The 21,846-nt window shown below is 72.5% G+C and carries 14 protein-coding genes and 1 pseudogene; 5 read left to right on the top strand and 10 right to left on the bottom strand.

Going from position 1 to position 21,846, the window contains the following annotated elements:
- The first annotated feature begins 96 nt into the window (after nt 1-96).
- Both M2163_RS31880 and M2163_RS31875 read left to right on the top strand, forming a co-directional pair.
- Nucleotides 97-1,314 (top strand): TOMM precursor leader peptide-binding protein, encoded by a 1,218-nt coding sequence (locus M2163_RS31880; protein ID WP_280854098.1) that lies wholly within the window; start codon nt 97-99, stop codon nt 1,312-1,314.
- Entirely contained in the window at nt 1,307-2,674 is a 1,368-nt protein-coding gene (locus tag M2163_RS31875) for an AarF/ABC1/UbiB kinase family protein (protein WP_280849445.1), read from the top strand. Before M2163_RS31880 ends, M2163_RS31875 begins: the two co-directional genes overlap by 8 nt.
- Nucleotides 2,675-2,696: 22 nt before the next feature.
- Here M2163_RS31875 and M2163_RS31870 read toward each other — a convergent pair whose 3' ends face one another.
- From M2163_RS31870 to M2163_RS31850, 5 genes and pseudogenes are all read right to left on the bottom strand, one after another.
- Nucleotides 2,697-2,945 carry a hypothetical protein gene (locus M2163_RS31870; RefSeq protein ID WP_280849446.1) on the bottom strand — a complete coding sequence of 83 codons (249 nt, stop codon included), beginning with the start codon at nt 2,943-2,945 and terminating at the stop codon, nt 2,697-2,699.
- A gap of 102 nt (nt 2,946-3,047) precedes the next feature.
- Nucleotides 3,048-3,371, bottom strand: a complete 324-nt coding sequence (locus M2163_RS31865) for a hypothetical protein (protein ID WP_280849447.1) — start codon at nt 3,369-3,371, stop codon at nt 3,048-3,050.
- Nucleotides 3,368-3,736, bottom strand: coding sequence for a WhiB family transcriptional regulator (locus M2163_RS31860; protein ID WP_020119791.1), 369 nt, complete (start codon nt 3,734-3,736; stop codon nt 3,368-3,370). The genes M2163_RS31865 and M2163_RS31860 overlap by 4 nt, the downstream gene beginning before the upstream one ends.
- Before the next feature lie 176 nt (nt 3,737-3,912).
- Nucleotides 3,913-4,236, bottom strand: a complete 324-nt coding sequence (locus M2163_RS31855; protein ID WP_280849448.1) for a hypothetical protein — start codon at nt 4,234-4,236, stop codon at nt 3,913-3,915.
- Nucleotides 4,237-4,405: 169 nt separating this feature from the next.
- A pseudogene (locus M2163_RS31850) lies at nt 4,406-6,602 on the bottom strand (ATP-dependent DNA helicase UvrD2).
- Between the two features lie 184 nt (nt 6,603-6,786).
- On the opposite strand from M2163_RS31850, the gene M2163_RS31845 reads away from it, so the two are divergent.
- Nucleotides 6,787-7,029, top strand: coding sequence for a mycoredoxin (locus M2163_RS31845; protein ID WP_280849450.1), 243 nt, complete (start codon nt 6,787-6,789; stop codon nt 7,027-7,029).
- Nucleotides 7,030-7,098: 69 nt separating this feature from the next.
- On the opposite strand, the gene nudC is transcribed toward M2163_RS31845, so the two are convergent.
- The 5 genes from nudC to M2163_RS31820 all read right to left on the bottom strand — a co-directional run bounded on the left by nudC (nt 7,099) and on the right by M2163_RS31820 (nt 17,336).
- Nucleotides 7,099-8,043, bottom strand: a complete 945-nt coding sequence (nudC, locus tag M2163_RS31840; RefSeq protein WP_280849451.1) for an NAD(+) diphosphatase — start codon at nt 8,041-8,043, stop codon at nt 7,099-7,101.
- 153 nt (nt 8,044-8,196) lie between these two features.
- Entirely contained in the window at nt 8,197-9,615 is a 1,419-nt protein-coding gene (locus tag M2163_RS31835) for a dipeptidase (RefSeq protein WP_280849452.1), read from the bottom strand.
- Nucleotides 9,616-9,619: 4 nt separating this feature from the next.
- Complete coding sequence (locus M2163_RS31830) at nt 9,620-13,135, bottom strand: ATP-dependent DNA helicase (RefSeq protein WP_280895697.1); 3,516 nt, start codon at nt 13,133-13,135, stop codon at nt 9,620-9,622.
- Nucleotides 13,136-13,245: 110 nt separating this feature from the next.
- On the bottom strand, nt 13,246-16,674 hold the full coding sequence (locus M2163_RS31825; protein ID WP_280895696.1) for an ATP-dependent DNA helicase: 3,429 nt from the start codon (nt 16,672-16,674) through the stop codon (nt 13,246-13,248).
- Between the two features lie 275 nt (nt 16,675-16,949).
- A complete protein-coding gene (locus M2163_RS31820; RefSeq protein ID WP_037719782.1) occupies nt 16,950-17,336 on the bottom strand; it encodes an MGMT family protein in 387 nt (128 codons plus the stop codon).
- A gap of 186 nt (nt 17,337-17,522) precedes the next feature.
- Here M2163_RS31820 and M2163_RS31815 point away from each other — a divergent pair, with 186 nt between their 5' ends.
- Complete coding sequence (locus M2163_RS31815) at nt 17,523-20,204, top strand: flippase-like domain-containing protein (protein WP_280895695.1); 2,682 nt, start codon at nt 17,523-17,525, stop codon at nt 20,202-20,204.
- A gap of 82 nt (nt 20,205-20,286) precedes the next feature.
- Nucleotides 20,287-21,828 (top strand): alpha/beta hydrolase, encoded by a 1,542-nt coding sequence (locus tag M2163_RS31810; protein ID WP_280895694.1) that lies wholly within the window; start codon nt 20,287-20,289, stop codon nt 21,826-21,828.
- Nucleotides 21,829-21,846: the final 18 nt, after the last annotated feature.

The raw sequence follows: 21,846 nt of genomic DNA, 5'->3' as shown, positions 1-21,846 counted from the left end.
CGACCGACCGTCGCCCGGGCTCCGGCGGCGGACGGGGACGTTCTACGAGGGCTACGGGGGCCTGTCATGCAAGCAGTGGTTCCGCACGCGCACACCATGGTTCCGCGGATGAAGCCCGCGTTCCGGCGCGGCTGGCGCGACCTCAACACCGTGCAGTTCGGGATGACCCCGGCGCACGCGCTGACGCTGGGCCCGGTCGACACGGCGACGGGCAGCTTCCTCGACCTGCTCAACGGCACGCGCGGCCTGCCGCTGCTGCGGGAGGAGGCCCGCCGTATGGATCTGCCCGACGGCCATGTCGACACGCTGGTGGGACGGCTGGCGCGGGCCGGGCTCGTCGACGACGCGAGGGGCGGCGGGCCGGCCGCGGACGCGCTGCGGGAGAACAAGAAGGTCCTCGACCGGCTGGCACCCGACCTGGCGTCCCTCTCGCTGACCACCTCGGAACCGGGTGACGCGATGCGACTCCTGGCGGCCCGCCGCGCACTGCGGGTGCAGGTCAGAGGGGCCGGCCGGGTGGGCGTGGCGCTGGCCGCGCTGCTCTCGGGGGCCGGTGTCGGAGAGGTCGACGTGCGGGACGGCGGCCTGGTCGAGCCGGGGGACGTCGCCCCGGGCGGGCTGCCCGCGGCCGCCGTCGGCGACCGCAGGGACCTCGCCGCCCGCCGGGCGGTCTCCGCGGCGGCTCCGGGACGGCCACCGCGTCAGGGCTCCCGGGCCTCGGTGACGGCGGACGACCCCGGGTTCTCCCTGGTCGTCCTCGCCCCGCGGGACGACGTCGACGTCCACGCGCCCGCCCCGGCCGCCGGCGAGCCCCTCGTCCGCTCCGGCACCCCTCATCTGTACGCCGGTGTGGTCGAGGCGACGGGAGTGGTCGGCCCCCTCGTCCTGCCGGGCGAGACGGGCTGCGCCGGCTGTCTCCACGAGACGCGGGCCGACCGCGACCCGGCCTGGCCCAGGCTGGTGGCCCAGTGGCGCTCGGGCAGCAGAAGGCTTCCGGCACGCCCTTGCGACCTGGCCCTGGCCATGACGGTCGCCGGCCTCGCGGCCGCGCACGCCCTGGCCTTCCTGGACGGGCGGGTCCCGTCCGGCGCGGGCGCCCGCTGGGAGGTCTCGCTGCCCGGTCTGACCTGGCACGCGCGCCCGGTCCTGCCGCATCCGGCATGCCCGTGCGGGGCCGCGGAGAAAGGTAAGGGAGAACACACCTCCAAGGAGGAGGCTGCGCACGAGACAATGTCGGAGCAACGGTCGTCGGAGGAGTTGTGCCGCGAGGCAACCGCGCCACGGCCGGCTGGGACCTGGAGGGCGCATGTCTGATCTTCCCCGGAAGGCGGTCACCCGGACCGCCAAGCTCGCCGCGCTCCCGCTCGGCTTCGCCGGGCGGGCCACCTGGGGACTCGGCAAGCGGATCGTGGGCGAGTCCGCGGAGATCGTCGGCCGCGAGCTGCAGCAGCGCACCGCGGACCAGTTGTTCAAGGTGCTCGGGGAGCTGAAGGGCGGGGCCATGAAGTTCGGCCAGGCCCTGTCCGTCTTCGAGTCGGCGCTCCCCGAGGAGGTCGCGGGTCCGTACCGCGCGGCCCTGACCAAGCTCCAGGAAGCGGCGCCACCGATGCCGACCCGCACCGTGCACACGGTGCTGGAGGAGCGGCTGGGCGAGGACTGGCAGGAGCTGTTCGCCGAGTTCGACGACAAGCCCTCCGCCGCGGCGTCGATCGGCCAAGTGCACCGGGCCGTGTGGCACGACGGGCGCGAGGTGGCGGTCAAGGTCCAGTACCCGGGGGCCGGTGAGGCCCTGCTGTCCGACCTGAACCAACTGGGGCGGTTCGCCCGCCTGTTGGGGCCCCTGGTCCCCGGCATCGACATCAAGCCCCTGATCACCGAGCTGCGCGACCGGGTCTCGGAGGAGCTCGACTACGGCCTGGAGGCACAGGCCCAGCAGGCCCATGCCGAGGAGTTCGCGGACGATCCGGACGTCGTGGTGCCGGCCGTGGTCCACCAGAGCGACCAGGTCCTGATCACCGAGTGGATCGACGGGGTGCCCCTGTCGGAGGTGATCTCCGACGGCACCCAGGAGCAGCGCGACCGCGCCGGGCAGCTCCTGGCCCGGTTCCTGTTCTCCGGCCCCGCCCGCACCGGCCTGCTGCACGCCGACCCGCACCCGGGCAACTTCCGGCTCCTGCCCGGCGGACCGGACGGCGAGGACGACTGGCGTCTGGGCGTCCTGGACTTCGGCACGGTCGACCGGCTCCCGGGCGGTCTTCCGGACACCATCGGCACCTGCCTGAGCATGACGCTGGACGGCGAGGCGGAGGCGGTCTACGAGCTGCTCTGCACGGAGGGCTTCGTCAAGGAGTCCATAGAGCTGGAGCCGGACGCCGTCCTCGACTACCTCCTGCCCATCATCGAACCGGCCGAGGTCGACGAGTTCACCTTCACCCGCGGCTGGATGCGCAGCCAGGCCGCCCGGATCGCCGACCCCCGCTCCCCCGCCCACCAGCTGGGCAAACAGCTCAACCTGCCCCCGGCGTACCTGCTGATCCACCGGGTCACGCTGAGCACCATCGGCGTCCTGTGCCAGCTGGGTGCGACGGTCCGGCTGCGTGAGGAGCTGGAGGAGTGGCTGCCGGGGTTCCTGCCGGAGGAGGACGAGGACGAGCAGGAGGCCGCGGAGGCCTGAGCCGGGTCGACGTCGGCCCGGCCTACCACCAGGCCGAGTCGAGCCGCCCCTCGATGGCCCGCAGGTTCTCCCGGGAGCAGGTGTCGCAGAAGTACTGGCGGACGCCGTTCTCCACGGAGCAGGTCCAGGTGGGCGGTGGGCCCTCGGCCGGCGTGCCGCAGCGGGCGCAGACGAGGGGCGGCGGCTTCGTCTCGGTCTCGCCGCCGCCGCTGGGACCTCCGTCGTGCCCGTGGTCTCCGTCGTGCCCGTGGTCTCCGGGAGGACTTGTCACCCGGCGACGATAACGTCCGACCCGACGGTTCGGCCCGCACAACGCACCGCGGGGGCCGGTCCGTTCGGACGGACCGACCCCCGCGGGAACTACCGGGTCGTGTTACTGCATGACGGCCATGGCGAGCGCACGGCGAGCACGCAGCGAGGCGCGCTCGGCCCGGCGCTGCATCCGGCGGGCGGTCACCAGGCGGATCGCCCGGCGTTCCTGCTCGGCCTCATGCAGCCGGTCGCGCATATGCGCGCGAGCCAGGGCTTCTGGGATGAGTTGCATCTCTCGGGTCCTGTTCTGACGCGAGTCGTTCGCGTCGGTGGAAGTGAAGTCTGGGATCGCGGAGCCGGCGGGCTCGCTGGTGGACGGCTTCATCGGGGCCTGCTTCGTGGGGTCGTTCGTGAGGGGGCGGTCGATCGTTCCTGCGGTGTTCATGCCGTGACCGGGTTCTTGCGCGGGCGACCACGCGGCCGCTTCCGGGCGACGACGACACCCTGGACGAACAGCTCTCCACCCCAGACGCCCCAGGGCTCACGCCGCTCCTTGGCGCCGGCGAGGCAGGCCTCCATCAGCGGGCAGGTGCGGCAGAGGGACTTGGCGTACTCGACGTCGGCCGGCGACTCGGCGAAGAAGACCTCCGGGTCGTAGGAACGGCAGGGGACGGGTACGCCGAGGTTCTCGATGGCGTCGTCGAGCGCGGTGAGCGCGGTGAGCGGGATCAAGGTGGAGTCCTCCGTGAGGCCGGGCGGGGGGATCGTTTCGGAAGGCGGTACGGACGGGGCGTGCGCTTCGAGTTGCACGGTTTCGTCTTCCTCGTCTGTTCGGTCCGGCCCTGTGGGACCGGTAGTCGCTTGGTACCGGGTTCTTTTCTTGTCCCGAGGCCCCTTCGCTCCGCTCTCCCCGTTCGGGGAAAACAGAAGGGCCGCGGATCCCGGATGGGGTTCCGCGGCCCTGAAGGCGCCGGCCTGATCGGCGATCAGGCTGGATCACTCCAGGGTTCTGGCCCACGGAAGGCCCACATCAGGTGGTGCTGCGTCGTCTGCTTCCGGAATCCGGCACCGGCCGCCGCAAAGGCATAGGCATGCGCCTGTGCCACTACTGCTTCCAGTGCCTTGGTCGGTCGCTCATTGCGCTCACGGACGGGAAGGACCGCGAGAGACATGGAGGACGCCGGACGCACGGCAGGAATGCCGGACACACCGGTGCCCAGGTTCGAAACGCCGAGCATGCACGCGGAGACGACCGAGCGATCGGTCATTTTGGCGGTGCTGATGGCCTTGGTGCTGTTGATGCTGATCACTTCAATCGCCTCCTCTCGGCGTCTCTGGGGACGGCGGTGCGAGCCGCTGTCCGGCGGAAATGCAAGTAGAACACGGAATCGGGGCCTCCGAGAAGGCCTCCGTCCCCGTGGCTAAGAACCTATGGGGATTGCTGGGGCATGCGCAAACTATTTTTTCGACGAGTTGGGATCAGTCGTCGTCCTCTTCCTCCGCAATCTCCTGGCCTGCGCAGATGGTCAGCACATCGGCTCCGTAGCGGTTGAGCTTGCGCACGCCGACGCCCGGGATCCGCGCCAACTGGTGCTCGTCGTCGGGGACGGCCTCGGCGATCGCCATCAGGGTCTTGTCCGTGAAGACACAGAAGGCCGGCTGTCCGCTGCGCTGGGCCTGTACGGCACGCCAGTCACGCAGCCGCTCATAGAGCCCCTCGTCCATGTCGGAGGGGCAGTCCTCGCAACGCATCAGCTTCATCTCGCCCGCGTCGGTGAGCGTGCGCCCGCACACCCGGCAGCGCGCCGGGGTGCGCTGGGTGCGTCGGGGAGCGGCGCTGACGGCACCGGCGAAACCGCGCTCGACGCCTCCGGGACCGCCGCCCGCGGTCCGTCCCGTGGTGGCGGTGGAGCCGGGGCGCAGCCCGTCGAGGAAGCGGCTGGGGCGGCGGTTGGGGCGGCCGCCGGGCGAGCGGGAGAGCGACCAGGAGACATGGAGTCGCTCGCGGGCGCGGGTGACGCCGACGTAGAGGAGCCGCCGCTCCTCCTCGATCTGCTCGTCGGTCTTCGCGTAGGTGATCGGCATCATGCCCTCGGCGACACCGACCAGGAACACGGCATCCCATTCCAGGCCCTTGGCCGAGTGCAGGGAGGCGAGGGTGACGCCCTCGACGGTGGGGGCGTGCTGGGCACTGACCCGCTCGTCGAGCTCGGCCACCAGGTCGTTCAGTCCGGCACCGGGGCGGGCGGCGGCGAAGTCCTGCGCGAGGTTCACCAGGGCGGCCAGCGATTCCCAGCGCTCCCTGACCGCCCCGGAGCCGGCCGGCGGCTCGGTGGTCCAGCCCTCGCCCGACAGCACGGCACGCACCTGGGAGGGCAGGTCGACGACGTCGTCCAGCTGTGCGTCGTTGCCGCCGAAGCGGGCCGCGCCCCGGAGGTTGACGAGGGCCCTGCGCACCTCGGGCCGGTCGAAGAACCGCTCGGCGCCGCGCAGTTGGTAGGGCACTCCGGCGTCGGCGAGGGCCTGTTCGTAGGTCTCGGACTGGGAGTTGGTGCGGAACAGGACGGCGATCTCGCTGGCCCGGACGCCCGCGTCCATGAGCTCCCGGATGCGCCGGGCGGCGCCCTCGGCCTCGGCGGGCTCGTCGGTGTACTCGGTGTAGACGGGCTCGGGGCCGGGACGGCGCTGGGAGATCAGTTCCAGCCGGTGGTCGGCGGCGCGGCCGCGGGCCTGGGCGAGTAGGCCGTTGGCGAGATGGACGACCTGGGGGGTGGAGCGGTAGTCGCGGACCAGCTTGACGACGGTGGCGCCGGGGTGGCGGGTGCGGAAGTCGAGCAGATGGTCGGGAGTTGCGCCAGTGAACGAGTAGATCGTCTGGCTGGCGTCACCCACGACGCACAGGCTGTCGCGCTGCCCGAGCCACAGCTCCAGCAGGCGCTGCTGGAGGGGGCTGACGTCCTGGTACTCGTCGACGACGAAGTGCTGGTACTGGGAGCGGACCTGTTCGGCGATGTCGTGCCGGTCCTGCAGGATGGCGACGGTCAGCAGCAGGACGTCCTCGAAGTCGATGACGGCGCGGTCGCGCTTGAGGTCCTCGTAGGCGGCGTAGAGCTGGGCGATCTCGGCCGCGGCGCGCGGGGTCTCACGGCCGGCCCTTCGCGGCTGCGAGGGCGTAGTCGGAGGGCACGGTCTGGGTGACCTTGGACCACTCGATCTCGCCGGTGACGTCCCGCAGCTCGCCCCGGTCGAGGCGGATGCGGCAGGCGGCGGCCGCGTCGGCGACGAGCTGGATCTTGCGGTCGACGAGCCGGGGCATGGAGCCACCGACCGCTTTCGGCCAGAAGTACTGGAGCTGGCGCAGGGCCGCCGAGTGGAACGTGCGCGCCTGGACGCCCGTGGCCCCCAGCTGGCGCAGCCGCCCGCGCATCTCCCCGGCGGCGCGGTTGGTGAAGGTGACGGCGAGCACGCTGGAGGGCTGGAGGATTCCGGCCCGCACCCCGTAGGCGATGCGGTGGGTGATGGCCCGGGTCTTGCCGGTGCCGGCGCCCGCCAGTACGCACACCGGCCCGTGCAGGGCGGTGGCCACCTCGCGCTGTTCGGGGTCGAGCCCTTCGAGCACCGCGTCGGCCGAGTCCGGTGTGCGCGGGAAGAGCGTGGAGTGCGTTGCTGCTGTCACATGGCCATGCTGCCAGGTCGGCGGAGACGGGTGAGCCGGTTGTCCACAGGCAGGTAGCCGCAGTCGTACTAATGCGGCAGGCGTCACCCGGCCGGGCACCCCGGGTCGGGAATGGCGTCCCGGCCGTGTGCGTTGCCGCCTCGGAGGACCTCTTCCCCCGAGTCACCGAAGGAGCGCGCGAGACATGCAGGGCACTGTGACGATGTACAGCACCACCTGGTGCGGTTACTGCCAGCGGCTGAAGAAGCAGCTGGACCGCGAGGGCATCGCGTACACCGAGATCAACATCGAGCAGGACCCGGCGTCCGCGGCCTTCGTGGAGCAGGCGAACGGCGGGAACCAGACGGTTCCCACAGTGCTGTTCGCCGACGGTTCGACGCTCACGAACCCGTCGCTGGCGCAGGTGAAGCAGAAGATCAGCGCGTAGGTCCCACGGCTGTGGAGGCGGTTCCTGAGGCAGCTCGGGAACCGCCTTCTTCATGGCGTCGCCGTCCTCTCAGACGAAGCTCCTCGTCGGCAGCGGCTTGCCGTACCAGAGCTCGATCAGGCGGGCCGCGATGGAGATGCCGTAGGGCGGCAGGACCTCGCCGGACTCGAAGGCGGCCTGGAGGTCGTCGCGGGAGAACCAGCGGGCTTCGTGGATCTCGTCGCCGTCGACGTCGATGTCGGTGGAGGTGGCGCGGGCCATGAAGCCGAGCATGAGGCTGGAGGGGAACGGCCAGGGCTGGCTCGCGACGTACTCGACCGGGCCGACGGTGATGCCGGCCTCCTCGAAGACCTCGCGCCGCACCGACTGCTCGATGGACTCGCCCGGTTCGACGAAGCCGGCCAGGGTCGAGAAGCGGCCCTCCGGCCAGTGCACCTGGCGGCCGAGCAGGATGCGGTCCTCGTCGTCGGTGACGGCCATGATCACGGCCGGGTCGGTGCGCGGGTAGTGCTCGGCGCCGCAGGCGGGGCAGCGGCGGATGTGGCCGGCCGCGGCGATGACGGTGCGCTCGCCGCAGCGGGAGCAGAAGCGGTGGGTGCGCTGCCAGTTCTCCAGACCGACCGCGTGCACCATCAGGCCCGCGTCCCGCGCGGACAGCAGCAGGCCGGCCTCGCGCAGCCCGGCGGGACGCGCGGACTGGTCGATGCGGCCCGGCAGGGCGTCCTTCTGCAGGGCGAAGTAGCGGACGCCGTCCTCGTCGATGCCGAGGAAGTAGCGGTGCGCCTCGGTGAGCGGGGCCTCGAAGGACGGAGTCATGACGAGTTCGGTGCGGCCGTCCGCCGTCTCGTCGATGAGGACCTGACCGCCGGAAACCACGAAGCAGCGGGTCGTGGGGTGGCTCCACGCCGCCGCGAGCCAGGCCTCGTCGAGCCGGTGGTGCGCGGCGCGGTCGATGCCGCTGGGGGCGGTGAGCGAGACGGGACGGTCGGCGGTGTGGTCGGTCCAGGTGGTCACGGGTGCTTCCAACTCCCCCGGTGCAGCGGATTGTTTCGGCGGGCGGTTCGGCGGGACGTACGGCGCGGGGCGACTGCGTCCGGCGGGGCTTCGCGGTGCGGGGCCCTTTCAGTGTGCCCCGCGCGCGCTGCCGGTCCGGGCGGCGCGGGGCGGTCAGGGCGCATGGCTCCAGTGCTCGGCGAGATCACCCCACAGGTACGCGGTGGTCTCGACGCCCTTGAGCAGCAGATCGAGTTCGACCTTTTCGTTCGGCGCGTGCCAGCCGTCGGAGGGGACGGAGATGCCGAGGAACAGCACGGGGGCGCCGAGGACCTCCTGGAGGTCTGCCGCGGGACCCGAGCCGCCCTCGCGGGTGAAGCGGACCGGCTTGCCGAAGGCGCGGCCCATGGCCCGTACGACGGACTGGAGGGCCGGGTGGTCCAGCGGGGTCAGGCACGGGCGCGTGGCGGCGGCGAAGGTGATCTCGTGCCGGATCCCGGCGGGCACCTGTTCGGCGGCCCAGGCGCGGACGGCCTTCTCGATGTGGTCGGGGTCCTGGCCCGCGACCAGCCGGAAGGAGAGCTTGACCATGGCGGAGGCCGGGACGATCGTCTTGCTGCCGGGGCCCTGGTAGCCGCCGCCGATGCCGTTGACCTCGGCCGTGGGGCGGGCCCAGACGCGCTCCAGGGTGGTGTGTCCGCTCTCTCCGTGGGTCGCGTGCGACTTGGCGGTGCGCAGCCACTGCTTCTCGTCGAAGGGCAGTTCGGCGAAGAGCGCACGTTCGCGGTCGGTCAGCTCGACGATGCCGTCGTAGAAGCCGGGCACCGCCACGCGCGCGTGCTCGTCGTGCAGGGCGGCGACGAGGCGGGCGGCCGCCGTGGCCGGGTTGGGGACGGCACCGCCGAAGGAGCCGGAGTGGATGTCCTGGTCGGGGCCGTGGAACCGGATCTCGCACTCGGCGAGGCCGCGCATGCCGGTGCACACGGTGGGGGTGTCCTCGGCCCACATGCCGGTGTCGGAGACGATCACGGCGTCGGCGGCGAGCCTGCGCTCGTGCTCCTCGACGAGGGCGCGGAAGTGCGGGGAGCCGGACTCCTCCTCGCCCTCGACGAGCAGCTTCAGGTGCACGGCCGGGGCAGTGCGGCCGGTGGCGGCGAGATGGGCGCGGACACCGAGGGTGTGGAAGTAGACCTGGCCCTTGTCGTCGGCGGCCCCGCGCGCGTACAGACGGTCGCCGCGGACGACGGGGTCGAAGGGGTCGCTGTCCCATCCGTCCTCGCGGGCGGCGGGCTGTACGTCGTGGTGGCCGTAGACGAGGACCGTGGGCGCCGCGGGGTCGTCGGCGGGCCACTCGGCGAAGACCGCGGGCGCGCCCGCGGTCTCCCAGACCTCGGTCGTGGGGAAACCGGTCTCCTTCAGCTTGGCGGCGAGCCAGTCCGCGCTGCGGCGTACGTCGGGGGCGTGGTCGGGCTGGGCCGAGACCGACGGGATGCGCAGCCATTCGGCGAGGTCGTCGAGGAAGGCGGCGCGATGCTGCTCGATGTACGCACGGACGGCGCTGACGTCACTGTCAACGGGTTGGCTCATGGTCATGAGCCTATCGGCCCGCGCCGACATCCTCGTTGGGCGGTTCCTCACAGTTTGCTTGACCGGAGCCGTCCGGCCGCTCCGCCGATTCCGGGCTGAGCAGCCGCTCCAGGGCGGCCCGGTCCGGCAGGTTCCTGGGGCGCACGACCTCTCCGGTGCGGACGTACAGGAACGTCGCCGTGACCGATTCCACAGGCACACCCTGCCTCTCGGCCCAGGCCAGCCGGTACACGGCGAGCTGCAAAGGGTCGGCGGTGCGGGTGCGGCCGGTCTTCCAGTCGACGATCTCGTACGTCGTGGAGTCCCCGTCGGTGTGCCGGTACACGGCGTCGATACGGCCGCGGACCACGCGGCCCGCGATGGCGAGCTGGAAGGGCGTCTCCAGGCGGTAGGGGGTGCGGTGGGCGTACTCGGTGCGCTCGAAGGCGTCCTTGAGGGACTCCAGGTCGCGTTCGTCGGCGATCTCGGCGTCGCTGCCGGGCAGGTCGTCCGGCTCCAGCAGGGGCAGGGTCAGGGCTTCGAAGCGGGCCTCGACCCAGGCGTGGAAGCGGGTGCCCTGACGTGCGGCGGGTTGCGGAGGGCGCGGCATGGGGCGTGCGAGCTCCTGCGCGAGCCCGTCCGGGTCGGCGGCCAGGCGGAGCACCTGGGACGCGGTGAGCGACGCCGGCAGCGGGACGTCGGTGACGGCCTCCCGCGCGCGCAGGAGTTCGCCGGTGAGGGCGTCGAGGTCGCGGTCCCAGGAGGCGATGGCGCGGGCTTCCTCGGGGGTGAGGGGTTCCCGTTCCACCGGGTGGGGGCGGGCCGGGGCGGTGGGGATCTCCGGGGCCGTGGCCTGGTGCGGGACGGCCGGACGGTCCGTCGCGTAGGTGTCCCAGTTCTCGGAGGCGTCCTCTGCGGGCATCTCGTCCTCGAAGGGGGGCTCCTCCGGGTACGGCGGCTCGTCGTCCGGCGGCGGGGGCCAGTCCGGGTCGTCGTAGGTGTCGGGGTCGTGTACGGCCGCGGGGTGGGCGTCCGTGTGGGCGGCCAGGTCCTCCAGGTGGTCCAGGACCGTCTGGGCGGCCGCCCGGCGTCGGGCGAGGGCCAGGTCGTCCAGGGGCAGGGGCCAGACCTGGTCCTCGGTCCGGCTGTGCAGCGCGGGGTTCTCCTCGTCCTCGGCGGGCTCGTCGGCCCACGCCTCGATCTCGCCGTGGCCGGCCGCGCAGTGGTCGTGCAGGGCCTGGAGGAAGTCGGACGGCCCCCGCGGCTTCTTCTGGGTGGGCCCCCACCAGTGGCCGGAGCCGAGCAGGAGGGAGCGGGGCCGGGTGAAGGTGACGTAGCCGAGGCGGAGTTCCTCGGTGTGCTGGTGGTCCTTCATCGCCTCGTGGAAGGCCTTCATGCCGCGCGCGTCCCAGGAGCCGATGTCGGGGAGGGTGTCGCTGTCGCCGCGCAGCGCGTGCGGCAGCACCTTGCCCTGGGCGGTCCACTTCTCGCGTCCCTGGCTGCTCGGGAAGGTGCCGGTGACCAGGCCGGGGACGGCGACGACGTCCCACTCCAGGCCCTTCGACTTGTGCGCGGTGAGCACCTTGACGGTGTTCTCGCCGCCGGGCAGGGCGTTGTCGAGGCCCTTCTCGTACTGGGCGGCGGTGCGCAGGAAGCCGAGGAAGGCGAGCAGGGTCGCCTCGTTGTCCCCGGCCGCGAAGGAGGCGGCGATGTCGAGGAAGTTGGACAGGGTCTCGCGGCGGCGGGCGGCCAGCGCGTGCGGGGACGCCGACAGCTCGACCTCCAGGCCGGTGACGGCGAGGACGCGGTGCAGGACGTCCATCAGGGGGTCGGCGAGCGAGCGGCGCAGGTCGCGCAGTTCGGCGGCGAGACGCGCGAAGCGCACGCGTGCGTCCGGCGAGAAGGGCAGCCCGTCGTCGTCCTCGTCGTCGCTGTAGAGGGGTGTCTCCAGGAAGGTCTCCAGGGCGTCGGCGAGCGATATCACCTCGGCCGGGTCGACCCCCTCGACGGCCTCGGCGAGCCGGCGGTCGGGGTCGTCGTCGCCGTCCACGCGTGTGTGGGACACCAGTCGCCGGGCGCGCCTGCCGAGGAGGGCGAGGTCGCGCGGGCCGATGCGCCAGCGCGGGCCGGTCAGCAGACGGACCAGGGCGGCGTTGGCGCCGGGATCCTGGAGGACCTCGCAGACGGAGACCAGGTCGGCGACCTCGGGCAGGTGCAGCAGGCCCGACAGGCCGACCACCTCCACCGGGACGTCCCGCTCGACCAACGCGCCCTGGATCTCGGCGAAGTCGGTCGCCGTGCGGCACAGGACGGCGATCTCGCCGGGTTCCTTGCCGGTGCGTACGAGGTGGGCGATGGAGTCGGCGAGCCAGTCGATCTCCTCGGCATGGCTGGGCAGGAGGGCGCAGCGCACCAGTCCGTCGCGTTCGGCGCCGGGGGCGGGGCGGAGGGCCTCCACGCCCGCGTGCATGGCGCGCAGGGGTTCGGCGAGGCCGTTGGCGAGGTCGAGGAGGCGGCCGCCGCTGCGGCGGTTCTCGCTGAGCGCCTGGCGAGTGGCGGGGGTGCCGTCGGGGTGGGCGAAGTGCTCGGGGAAGTCGTCGAGGTTGGCGACGGAGGCTCCGCGCCAGCCGTAGATGGCCTGGCAGGGGTCGCCGACGGCGGTGACCGGGTGGCCGGTGCCCCCGCCGAACAGGCCCGCCAGCAGGACGCGCTGGGCGACCGAGGTGTCCTGGTACTCGTCGAGCAGCACCACCCTGAACTCGTCGCGCAGGACGCGGCCCACCTCCTCGATCCCCGCGAGGTGTGCGGACAGGGCGATCTGGTCGCCGAAGTCGAGCAGGTCGCGTTCGCGTTTGGCGGCGCGGTAGCGGACGACCAGGTCGGCGAGTTCACGGCGGGCGGCGGCCGCCTCGGGGACCTTGCGCAGGGCGTCGTTGGTGAGCTTGGCGCCCTGGAGGGTCAGCAGCAGCTCGGCGTCGTGGGCCCGCAGCCGCTCGGGGCGGACCAGATGCTCGGCGAGTTCGGCGTCGAGGGCGAGGAGGTCGCTGACCAGGTCGGCGAAGGAGCGGGTCAGGGCCGGGTAGGGGCCGGGGGCCTCGCGCAGCACGCGTGCGGCGAGCTGGTAGCGGGTGGCGTCGGCGAGGAGGCGGGAGGTCGGTTCGAGGCCGATGCGCAGGCCGTGGTCGGTCAGCAGGCGGCCCGCGAAGGCGTGGTAGGTGGAGATCACGGGTTCGCCCGGCGGGTTGTCCGGGTCGATGACGTCGGGGTCGGTGACGCCCGCCTTGATGAGCGCCTTGCGGACGCGCTCGGCGAGTTCACCGGCGGCCTTGTTGGTGAAGGTGAGGCCGAGGACCTGTTCGGGGGCGACCTGGCCGGTGCCGACCAGCCAGACCACGCGGGCCGCCATCACCGTCGTCTTGCCCGAGCCGGCACCGGCGACGATCACCTGCGGGGCGGGCGGCGCGATGATGCAGGCCGTCTGCTCCGGGGTGAACGGGATGCCGAGGAGCTCCTTGAGCTGATCGGGATCGGTGATACGGGCGGGCATGTCGCAGAGGCTAGCGGCGTGCACTGACAGCGGAGGACGAATCGCCCTCCGGTCCCGAAGATGCGCAGGTCAGCACGTGTGGTGCGACTGATCACACCGGCATGCTCACCTCACTCCACCACATGCCGGCCCTCCGGCTGGACGCTGCACGAGGCCCGGAACGCGCAGTGGGAGCAGTGCTGTCCCGCGCTCGGCGTGAACCGTTCGTCGAGGACCTTGCCGGCGGCCGTGGCGAGCAGGTCGCCGACCCATTCCCCTTCCAGCGGCTCCTGCGCCTGCACCTTGGGGAGGGCTTCGCCGCCGTCCCTTTTGGGGGCGCCCTGGCGCAGCTGGACGAGTTCGGCGCCGCCCGGCTCGGGCCGTACGCCGTCGAAGGCCTCGTCGACGGCGCCCTCGCGGACGGCGAGCTGGTAGACGGCGAGCTGCGGGTGGCGTTCCACTTCGGCGGAACTCACCGGCTGCTTGCCGGTCTTGAAGTCGACGACGTACGCGCGGCCCTCGCCGTCCGCCTCGACGCGGTCCATCTGGCCGCGGATGCGCACCTCGACCTCGCCGGCTTCGAGAGTGACGTCGAAGTCGTGTTCGCTGGCCACCGGTGTCCGGCCGGTGCGGTCCATGACGTGCCACTTGAGGAAGCGTTCGAGCGCCACGCGCGCGTTCTCCTTCTCCTGCGCCGACTTCCAGGGCGCGTCGAAGGCGAGCGCGTTCCACACGGAGTCCAGGCGCTCCATGAGGACGTCGAGGTCGGCGGGGGTGTGCCCGGAGGCGACCTCGTCGGCGAGGACGTGCACGACGTTGCCGAAGCCCTGGGCGACGGTCGCGGGCGCGTCGGCCTTCACCTCGCGGCCCAGGAACCACTGCAGGGCGCAGGTGTTGGCGAGCTGGTCGAGGGCGCTGCCGGAGAGCACGACGGGCTGGTCCCGGTTGCGCAGCGGCACCTTGGACTCGGTCGGCTCGAACATGCCCCACCAGCGGTAGGGGTGGGCCGAGGGGACGAGCGGGCGGCCGTCCTCGTCGGCGAGTGCGGCGAGCCGGGCCAGCCGGCGGGCGGCGGCCTCCCTCAGGGTGTCGGAGACACGCGGGTCGACGACGGTGGCGCGGAGCTCGGCGACCAGGGCGGCGACCGACAGGGGGCGCCGCGGGCGGCCGGTCACGTCCTTGGGTTCGACGCCGAGTTCGGTCAGGAAGCGGGAGGGCTGGTCGCCGTCGTCGGCGGGTGCCTTCACCGCGGTGACGACGAGCCGCTCACGCGCGCGCGTGGCGGCCACGTAGAACAGGCGGCGCTCCTCGGCGAGCAGCGCGCCCGGGGTGAGCGGATCGGCGAGTCCGTCCCGGCCGATGCGGTCGGCCTCCAGGAGGGAGCCACGACGGCGCAGGTCCGGCCACAGGCCCTCCTGGACGCCCGCGACGACGACCAGCCGCCACTCCAGCCCCTTGGAGCGGTGCGCGGTCATCAGGCGGACGGCGTCGGGGCGTACGGCACGCCGGGTGAGGGTGTCGGCGGCGATGTCCTCGGCGTCGATCTCCTCCAGGAAGTTCAGGGCGCCGCGCCCTCCGGTGCGCTCCTCCGCGCGCGCGGCGGTCGCGAACAGCGCGCACACGGCGTCGAGATCCCGGTCCGCGTTGCGCCCCGCGGCCCCGCCGCGCCGGGCGGCCCGCTCCAGCCGCCCCGGCCAGGGTGTGCCCTCCCACAGGTCCCACAGCGCCTCCTCGGCACTGCCGCCCTTCGCAAGGCGTTCACGGGCCTTGCCGAGCAGCGCGCCGAGCCGCTGGGCTCCACGCGCGTACGCGGGGTCGTGCACGGCCAGCCGTTCGGGCTCGGCGAGGGCCCGCGCGAGCAGCACGTCGGAGGGCGGCGGCAGGGCGTTGCCCGCGGCCCGCTCCTCGTCCCGCAGGGCCCGCCCGAGGCGACGCAGGTCGGCGGCGTCCATTCCGGCGAGGGGGGAGGCGAGGAGGGTGAGAGCGGTCTCGGTGTCGAGCCAGGAGAGCGCCGACGGCGGGGCCTCGGCATCCGACGGCGACTCCTCAGGTACGGACTCCTCAGGTGCGGACGCTTGAGGTACGGACTCCTCGTCCGCCGACCGCGCCCCGGAGGCACCTTCCTCGTCCGACCGTGCCTCCTCACGCCGTACGGCACTCCCCGCCGCCTCCGCCATAGCCACCGCCCTGAGGGCCGTCAGCAGTGGCGCCACCGCCGGTTCGTGGCGCAGGGGCAGGTCGTCGCCGTCGATGTCGAGGGGGACGCCGGCCGCGGTGAGCGCGCGGCGCACCGTGGGGATCGTGCGCGAGCCGGCACGGACCAGGACGGCCATCTCGCCCCACGGGACGCCGTCCTCCAGGTGTGCCCTGCGCAGGATGTCCGCGATGTTGTCGAGCTCGGTGCCGGGGGTCGGGTAGGTGAAGACCTCGACGCGCCCGCCCTCACGGACGGGGGCGAGTTCGCGGTGGGCGCGGACCTTCTCCGCCGGCAGCCGGGTCAGGGGCATGCGCTGGGTCACCAGGCGGGTCGCGGCCAGCAGGTCGGCGCCGGAGCGGCGGGAGGTGCGCAGGACCTCCACGGGAGCCGGCCGGCCGTCCGCGCGCGGGAAGGCGTACGGGAAGTCGAGGATGCCGTTCACGTCCGCGCCCCGGAACGCGTAGATCGACTGGTCGGGGTCGCCGAAGGCGACGAGGGTGCGGCCGCCGCCGGCGAGGGCCTGCAGCAGCCGTACCTGCGCCGGATCGGTGTCCTGGTACTCGTCGACGAACACGGCGTCGTACTGGGCGGCGAGGCGCTCGGCGACCTCGGGGCGGCGGGCGAGGAGCACCGCGCGGTGGACGAGTTCGGCGTAGTCGAGGACGCCCTGGAGGTCGAGGACGTCGAGGTACTCGGCGAGGAAGGCGGCCGCGGCCCGCCAGTCCGGGCGGCCGATGCGGCGGGCGAAGGCGTCCAGGGCACCGGGGCCGAGTCCCAGTTCGCGGCTGCGGGCGAGGACCGCGCGGACCTCGTCGGCGAAACCGCGGGTGGTCAGGCAGGCGCGCAGGTCGTCCGGCCAGCGCACGTGCGCGAGGCCGAGCCTCTCCAGGTCGGGCTGGCCGGCGAGGAGTTCGCGCACGGTGACGTCCTGCTCGGGTCCCGACAGCAGCCGCAGCGGCTCCACGAACAGGTCGCTGTCCTGGTGGGCGCGGACCAGGGCGTAGCAGAACGAGTGGAAGGTCGTCGCCTGCGGAGCTCGTGCCGCCCCTGTGCGCAGCGCCATGCGGTCGCGCAGTTCGACGGCGGCCTTGCGGCTGAACGTCAGCACGAGCACGCGTGCGGGGTCCCCTCCACGGGCGATTCGTGAGGCCACCGACTCGACGAGCGTGGTGGTCTTCCCGGTGCCCGGACCTGCGAGAACGAGCAAAGGACCGTGTTCGTGCTCAACCACGGCGCGCTGTGCGGCGTCAAGACGAGGGGGAGCCACGCGGGCCGGTGGGGTACGCACCAGTCGATAAGCGCCACGGGCCCCCTGTCGCACCTGGGAGTGCGACAGACGCCTGGTGGAGGAAGAGGAGCTCACGTGGTTCGCCGGTCCTGGTGGGTGTGCTGTCGGTCGGCCCGCCGCGCGTGGAGGGCGGTGGACGGGGGATGAGGGGGACGGGTGCAGCCGACGCTACGCCGAGGCCGAGTGTGGAAGCAGGGCTTCCGCTCCTTCCCGCGGGACCCATGGGGCCCACGCGACGCTCGCGACCCGTACGTCCCTCACCCCACGAACGTACGGCATGCCACAGACGTGCCGAGTTTCCCCCGTACGGGCCCCAGGGTGCTCCCGGGCCCCCGGGATGGCGGAAGCTGTCAGGTGTGACCCTCCGCCCGATCGCCGCCGTCCCAGCGCGCACGTCTCATGTCGAGACGCGGCAGATGGCCCTCGGCGGCCCTGCTCGCCTCCTTCAGAGGCGTGCCCTCGACGCGGTAGCGGTCGAGCGCCCGCAGCTCGTGCCCCGGCAGCAGGACGCCGTCCGCGCGGACGACACGCCACCACGGGACGGCTCCGCCGTACAGGGCCATGACCCGGCCGACCTGGCGGGGGCCGCCCTCCTCCAGCCACTCGGCGACGTCGCCGTACGTCATGACGCGCCCGGGCGGAATGCGTTCGGCGACGTCGAGGACCCGCTCGGCGTACTCGGGCAGCGCGTCCGCGTACTCCGGGTGGGCGTCCTGAGGAAGGCTCTGCTCGCTCATCCGCCCCATCCTGCCCCACCCCACCGACAATGTGACGGGCTCGCGACCGTGCGTATCCCTCGCCCGGGGACGGCGCTTCCGGCAGACTGTGCGCCCCCGCATGTGCACCCTGACACCCCCGGGTGTCGGTGGGGCATGCCACCATCGTGCGGGCGGTGACTGGTGATACGAGATCAAGAAGAGACGATGAAGCCACAGGGTGTGCACCCGGAGGACGCCGAGAGCACCTCTGACGCTTCGTCGCGCCCGGACACCGCCGACGCCGAAGAGGTGCACGTCGACGCGGTCGAGAGCGACGAACCGCTGCTCCCCGCGCGCGTGCACCGGCCCTCCGACCTGATGCGGCTGCTGGTCGGCGTGCTGGCCGTGGTGGTGCTGCTCGCGATCGCCGCGTTCGCGCACGGGACCACCTCGGGCCTCGAACAGGACATCAACAAGGGCACCGGGCAGGCGCCCGACCTGCTCATCAAGATCGCCGGTCTCGCCTCCAGCATCGCGATCCTCCTGGTCCCGGTCGCGTTCGCGATCGAACGGCTGATCAAACGCGACGGACTGCGGATCGCCGACGGTGTGCTCGCCGCCGTCCTGGCCCACGGTGTGACGCTCGCCACCGACCTGTGGGTGGCCAAGGCCGCCCCGAACTCGATCCAGGAGGCGCTCACCCAGCCCTCCCCCGGTGACATCCACGCCCTCACCGACCCGGTGCACGGCTATCTGGCGCCCGTCATCGCCTATATGACGGCCGTCGGCATGTCCCGCAGGCCGCGCTGGCGGGCCGTGCTGTGGATCGTGCTGATGCTCGACGCGTTCTCGATGCTCGTCACCGGCTACACCACCCCGTTCTCGATCATCCTGACGGTGCTGATCGGCTGGACGGTCGCCTACGGCACGCTGTACGCGGTCGGCTCGCCCAACGTCCGGCCCACCGGGCAGACACTGATCGCGGGCCTCAGGACCGTCGGCTTCCGCCCGGTCAGCGCGGCCCGTGAGGAGGCCTCGGAGAGCGCGGAGAACGGCGACCGCGGCCGACGGTACTTCGTCACCCTGGAGGACGGCCCGCCGCTGGACGTGACGGTGGTGGACCGGGAGCAGCAGGCACAGGGGTTCTTCTACCGCGTGTGGCGCAACCTCACCCTGCGCGGCTTCGCCACCCGCAGCAGCCTCCAGTCGCTCAGGCAGGCGCTGGAGCAGGAGGCGCTGCTCGCCTACGCGGCGATCGCGGCCGGCGCCAACGCGCCCAAGCTGATCGCCACCTCCGAACTCGGCCCCGACGCCGTGATGCTCGTCTACGAGCACACCGGCGGGCGCACGCTCGAGTCGCTGGACGAGGAGGAGATCACCGACGAACTGCTGCGCAACACCTGGCGTCAGGTGCAGGCGCTGCAGTCGCGGCGCATCGCGCACCGCAGGCTCGCCGGTGACGCGATCTTGGTGGATCGTTCCGGCGCGGTGATCCTTACCGACCTGCGCGGCGGTGAGATCGCGGCCAGCACCCTGCTCCTCCGCATGGACGTCGCCCAGCTGGTGACGACCCTGGGACTGCTCGCGGGCGCGGAACGCGCGGTGGCCTCGGCGGTCAGCGTCCTCGGCCCCGACGCCGTGGCCGACTGTCTGCCGATGCTCCAGCCCATCGCGCTGACCCGCTCCACGCGCGCGACACTGCGCAGACTGGCCCGGGAGCGGGCCCAGCGGGAGCGCGAGGCCGTCCTGGAGGCGTCCCAGCAGGCCAAGCAGGCCCGGCTGGAGGAAGCGCCGGCGGACGCCAGGCCCGTACTCGAGAAGCCCGACAAGAAGACCGTCAAGGCGGAGGCCCGGGCGGAGAAGCGGGCCATCGACGAGGCCATCGAGGAGGCGCGCGAGGAGGACCTGCTGACGCAGATCCGCCACCAGGTGCTGCTGATCAGGCCGCAGGCTCCGGTCGAACCGGCCCGTCTGGAGCGGGTGAAGCCACGCACGCTGATCAGCTTCATCGCGGGTGCCATCGGCGCGTACTTCCTGCTGACGCAGCTCACCCACATCGAGTTCGGGCCGCTCATCGAGAACGCCGAGTGGGGCTGGGTCGCCGCCGCCGTGCTGTTCTCGGCGGGCAGCTACTTCGCCGCCGCCATGGCGCTGCTGGGCTTCGTGCCCGAGCGGGTGGGGTTCCTGCGGACGGTCGCGGCCCAGGTCGCCGGCTCCTTCGTGAAGATCGTCGCGCCGGCCGCGGTCGGCGGTGTGGCGCTCAACACCCGCTTCCTGCAACGCCAGGGAGTGCGTCCCGGGCTCGCGGTGGCCAGCGTCGGGGCCTCGCAGCTCTTCGGGCTCGGCTGCCACATCCTGATGCTGCTGTCCTTCGGCTATCTGACGGGCACCGAGAAGACGCCGTCCCTGTCGCCGTCCCGGACCGTCATCGCGGGTCTGCTGACGGTGGCGGTGCTCGTGCTGGTGGTCACCTCGGTGCCGTTCCTCAGGAAGTTCGTCGTCACGCGCGTGAGGTCGCTGTTCGCGGGGGTCGTACCGCGCATGCTGGACGTGCTCCAGCGGCCGCAGAAGCTGATCACCGGCATCGGCGGCATGCTGCTGCTGACGGCCTGCTTCGTGATGTGCCTGGACGCCTCCATCCGCGCCTTCGGCAGCGAGGGCACCTCGCTCAGCATCGCCAGCGTCGCCGTCGTCTTCCTGGCCGGCAACGCACTCGGTTCGGCCGCCCCGACACCGGGTGGCGTCGGCGCCGTGGAGGCCACCTTGACGGTCGGTCTGATCGCCGTGGGCCTCCCCAAGGAGGTCGCCGCACCGGCCGTTCTGCTCTTCCGGCTGCTGACGCTCTGGCTGCCCGTGCTGCCGGGCTGGCTGGCCTTCAACCAGCTGTCCCGCAAGGGCGCCCTCTAGCCCCTTCCGCTCCAGCCGGAACAGGTACCTCTTACGGCTCCTGCTCCGCGCGGCCCCGCGCGGGCGAGCGCAGGATGGGTTCATGCCGAATCCTCCTCGACCGCGCGTCGCCGCCCTGGCCGCCACCGCCCTGCTGCTGGCCTCAGCGCTGGCGGGCTGCGGGGACGGCTCCGAGAACGAGGACCTGTCGGCGCAGAAGCTGAACTGGAAGGACTGCCCGGCCCCCTCCCGGGCCGAGGGCGGCGGCGAGGCCCCCTCACCGCTGCCGGGCGGCGACGAGTGGCAGTGCGCCACCCTCAAGGCCCCCCTCGACTGGGCCGAGCCCAAGGGCGACACGATCGACCTCGCGCTGATCCGGGCCAGGACCAGTGGCGCCGAGGACAAGCGCATCGGCTCCCTCGTCTTCAACTTCGGCGGCCCCGGCGGCTCGGGCGTCACCACACTGCCTGCCTTCGGCCCGGACTACGCGCACCTGCGCACCCGCTACGACCTGGTGAGCTTCGACCCCCGCGGGGTCGGCCGCAGTGCCCCGGTGGAGTGCCTGAACGACCTTCAGCTGGACGTGTACTTCCAGCAGGACGCGACCCCGGACGACTCCGCCGAACGCGCCACGCTGCTGGACGACACCAAGGAGTTCAACGCGGCCTGCGAGGAGAACTCCGAGAAGATGCTCCCGCATGTGCGCACGACCGACGCGGCCCGCGACATGGACCTGATGCGCCAGGTCCTCGGTGACGACAAGCTGTACTACTTCGGCATCTCGTACGGCACCGAACTCGGCGGGGTCTACGCCCACCTGTTCCCGAAGCGCGTGGGGCGCGCGGTCTTCGACGCGGTCGTCGATCCGACGCAGGACAGCGAGCAGGGTGCGCTCGGACAGGCCAAGGGCTTCCAGCTCGCGCTCGACAACTTCGCCGAGGACTGCACCTCACAGCCTGACTGCCCTGTCGGCGACACCGCGCAGGACGTCAGGGACCGCATTGCGAAGCTGCTGGCCGACCTCGACCGGAATCCGATCCCCGGCCTCGGGCAGCGGGTGCTGACCCAGTCCGCCGCGACCAACGGCATCGCCCAGGCCCTGTACTCGAAGGACTTCTGGGAGTACCTGACCGAGGGCCTGGAGCAGGCGTACGACGGTGACGGCAGGGTGCTGATGCTGCTGTCCGACTCGCTGAACGGGCGCAGCGAGAACGGCGAGTACAGCAACATCGCCGCGGCCAACATCTCCATCAACTGCGCCGACGACAAGCCCCGGTACACCGCCGCCCAGGTCGAGCGGAAGCTGCCCGAGTTCCGTGCCGCCTCCCCGCTGTTCGGCGACTTCATGGCCTGGTCGATGGTGACCTGCACAGACTGGGCCGTGGCGGGAGCCGCCGACCATCCCGACGTGAGCGCCCCCGGCTCGGCGCCGATCCTGGTCGTGGGCAACACCGGGGACCCGGCGACCCCGTACGAGGGCGCCCGGAAGATGGTGCAGGCCCTCGGTGCGGGCGTCGGCGTCGAGCTGACCTACAAGGGGCAGGGGCACGGGGCGTACGACAGCAAGAACAAGTGTGTCCAGGACGCGGTGAACGGCTATCTCCTCAACGGGAGGACACCGGCGGCCGGGACCGTCTGCTCGTAGCCCGCAGCCGCCCCACGT

The sequence above is a fragment of the Streptomyces sp. SAI-135 genome, assembly GCF_029893805.1.
In the GTDB taxonomy this organism is placed as follows: domain Bacteria; phylum Actinomycetota; class Actinomycetes; order Streptomycetales; family Streptomycetaceae; genus Streptomyces.
This window is presented reverse-complemented; position numbering and strand designations above follow the sequence as displayed.

What these genes read in the sequence shown, in the direction of transcription:
- M2163_RS31880 (WP_280854098.1), top strand. Translation starts at nt 97, where the DNA reads ATGGTTCCGCGGATGAAGCCCGCGTTCCGGCGCGGCTGGCGCGACCTC.
- M2163_RS31875 (WP_280849445.1), top strand. Translation starts at nt 1,307, where the DNA reads ATGTCTGATCTTCCCCGGAAGGCGGTCACCCGGACCGCCAAGCTCGCC.
- M2163_RS31865 (WP_280849447.1), bottom strand. Translation starts at nt 3,371, where the DNA reads ATGAACACCGCAGGAACGATCGACCGCCCCCTCACGAACGACCCCACG.
- M2163_RS31845 (WP_280849450.1), top strand. Translation starts at nt 6,787, where the DNA reads ATGCAGGGCACTGTGACGATGTACAGCACCACCTGGTGCGGTTACTGC.
- M2163_RS31835 (WP_280849452.1), bottom strand. Translation starts at nt 9,615, where the DNA reads ATGACCATGAGCCAACCCGTTGACAGTGACGTCAGCGCCGTCCGTGCG.
- M2163_RS31830 (WP_280895697.1), bottom strand. Translation starts at nt 13,135, where the DNA reads ATGCCCGCCCGTATCACCGATCCCGATCAGCTCAAGGAGCTCCTCGGC.
- M2163_RS31820 (WP_037719782.1), bottom strand. Translation starts at nt 17,336, where the DNA reads ATGAGCGAGCAGAGCCTTCCTCAGGACGCCCACCCGGAGTACGCGGAC.
- M2163_RS31815 (WP_280895695.1), top strand. Translation starts at nt 17,523, where the DNA reads ATGAAGCCACAGGGTGTGCACCCGGAGGACGCCGAGAGCACCTCTGAC.
- M2163_RS31810 (WP_280895694.1), top strand. Translation starts at nt 20,287, where the DNA reads ATGCCGAATCCTCCTCGACCGCGCGTCGCCGCCCTGGCCGCCACCGCC.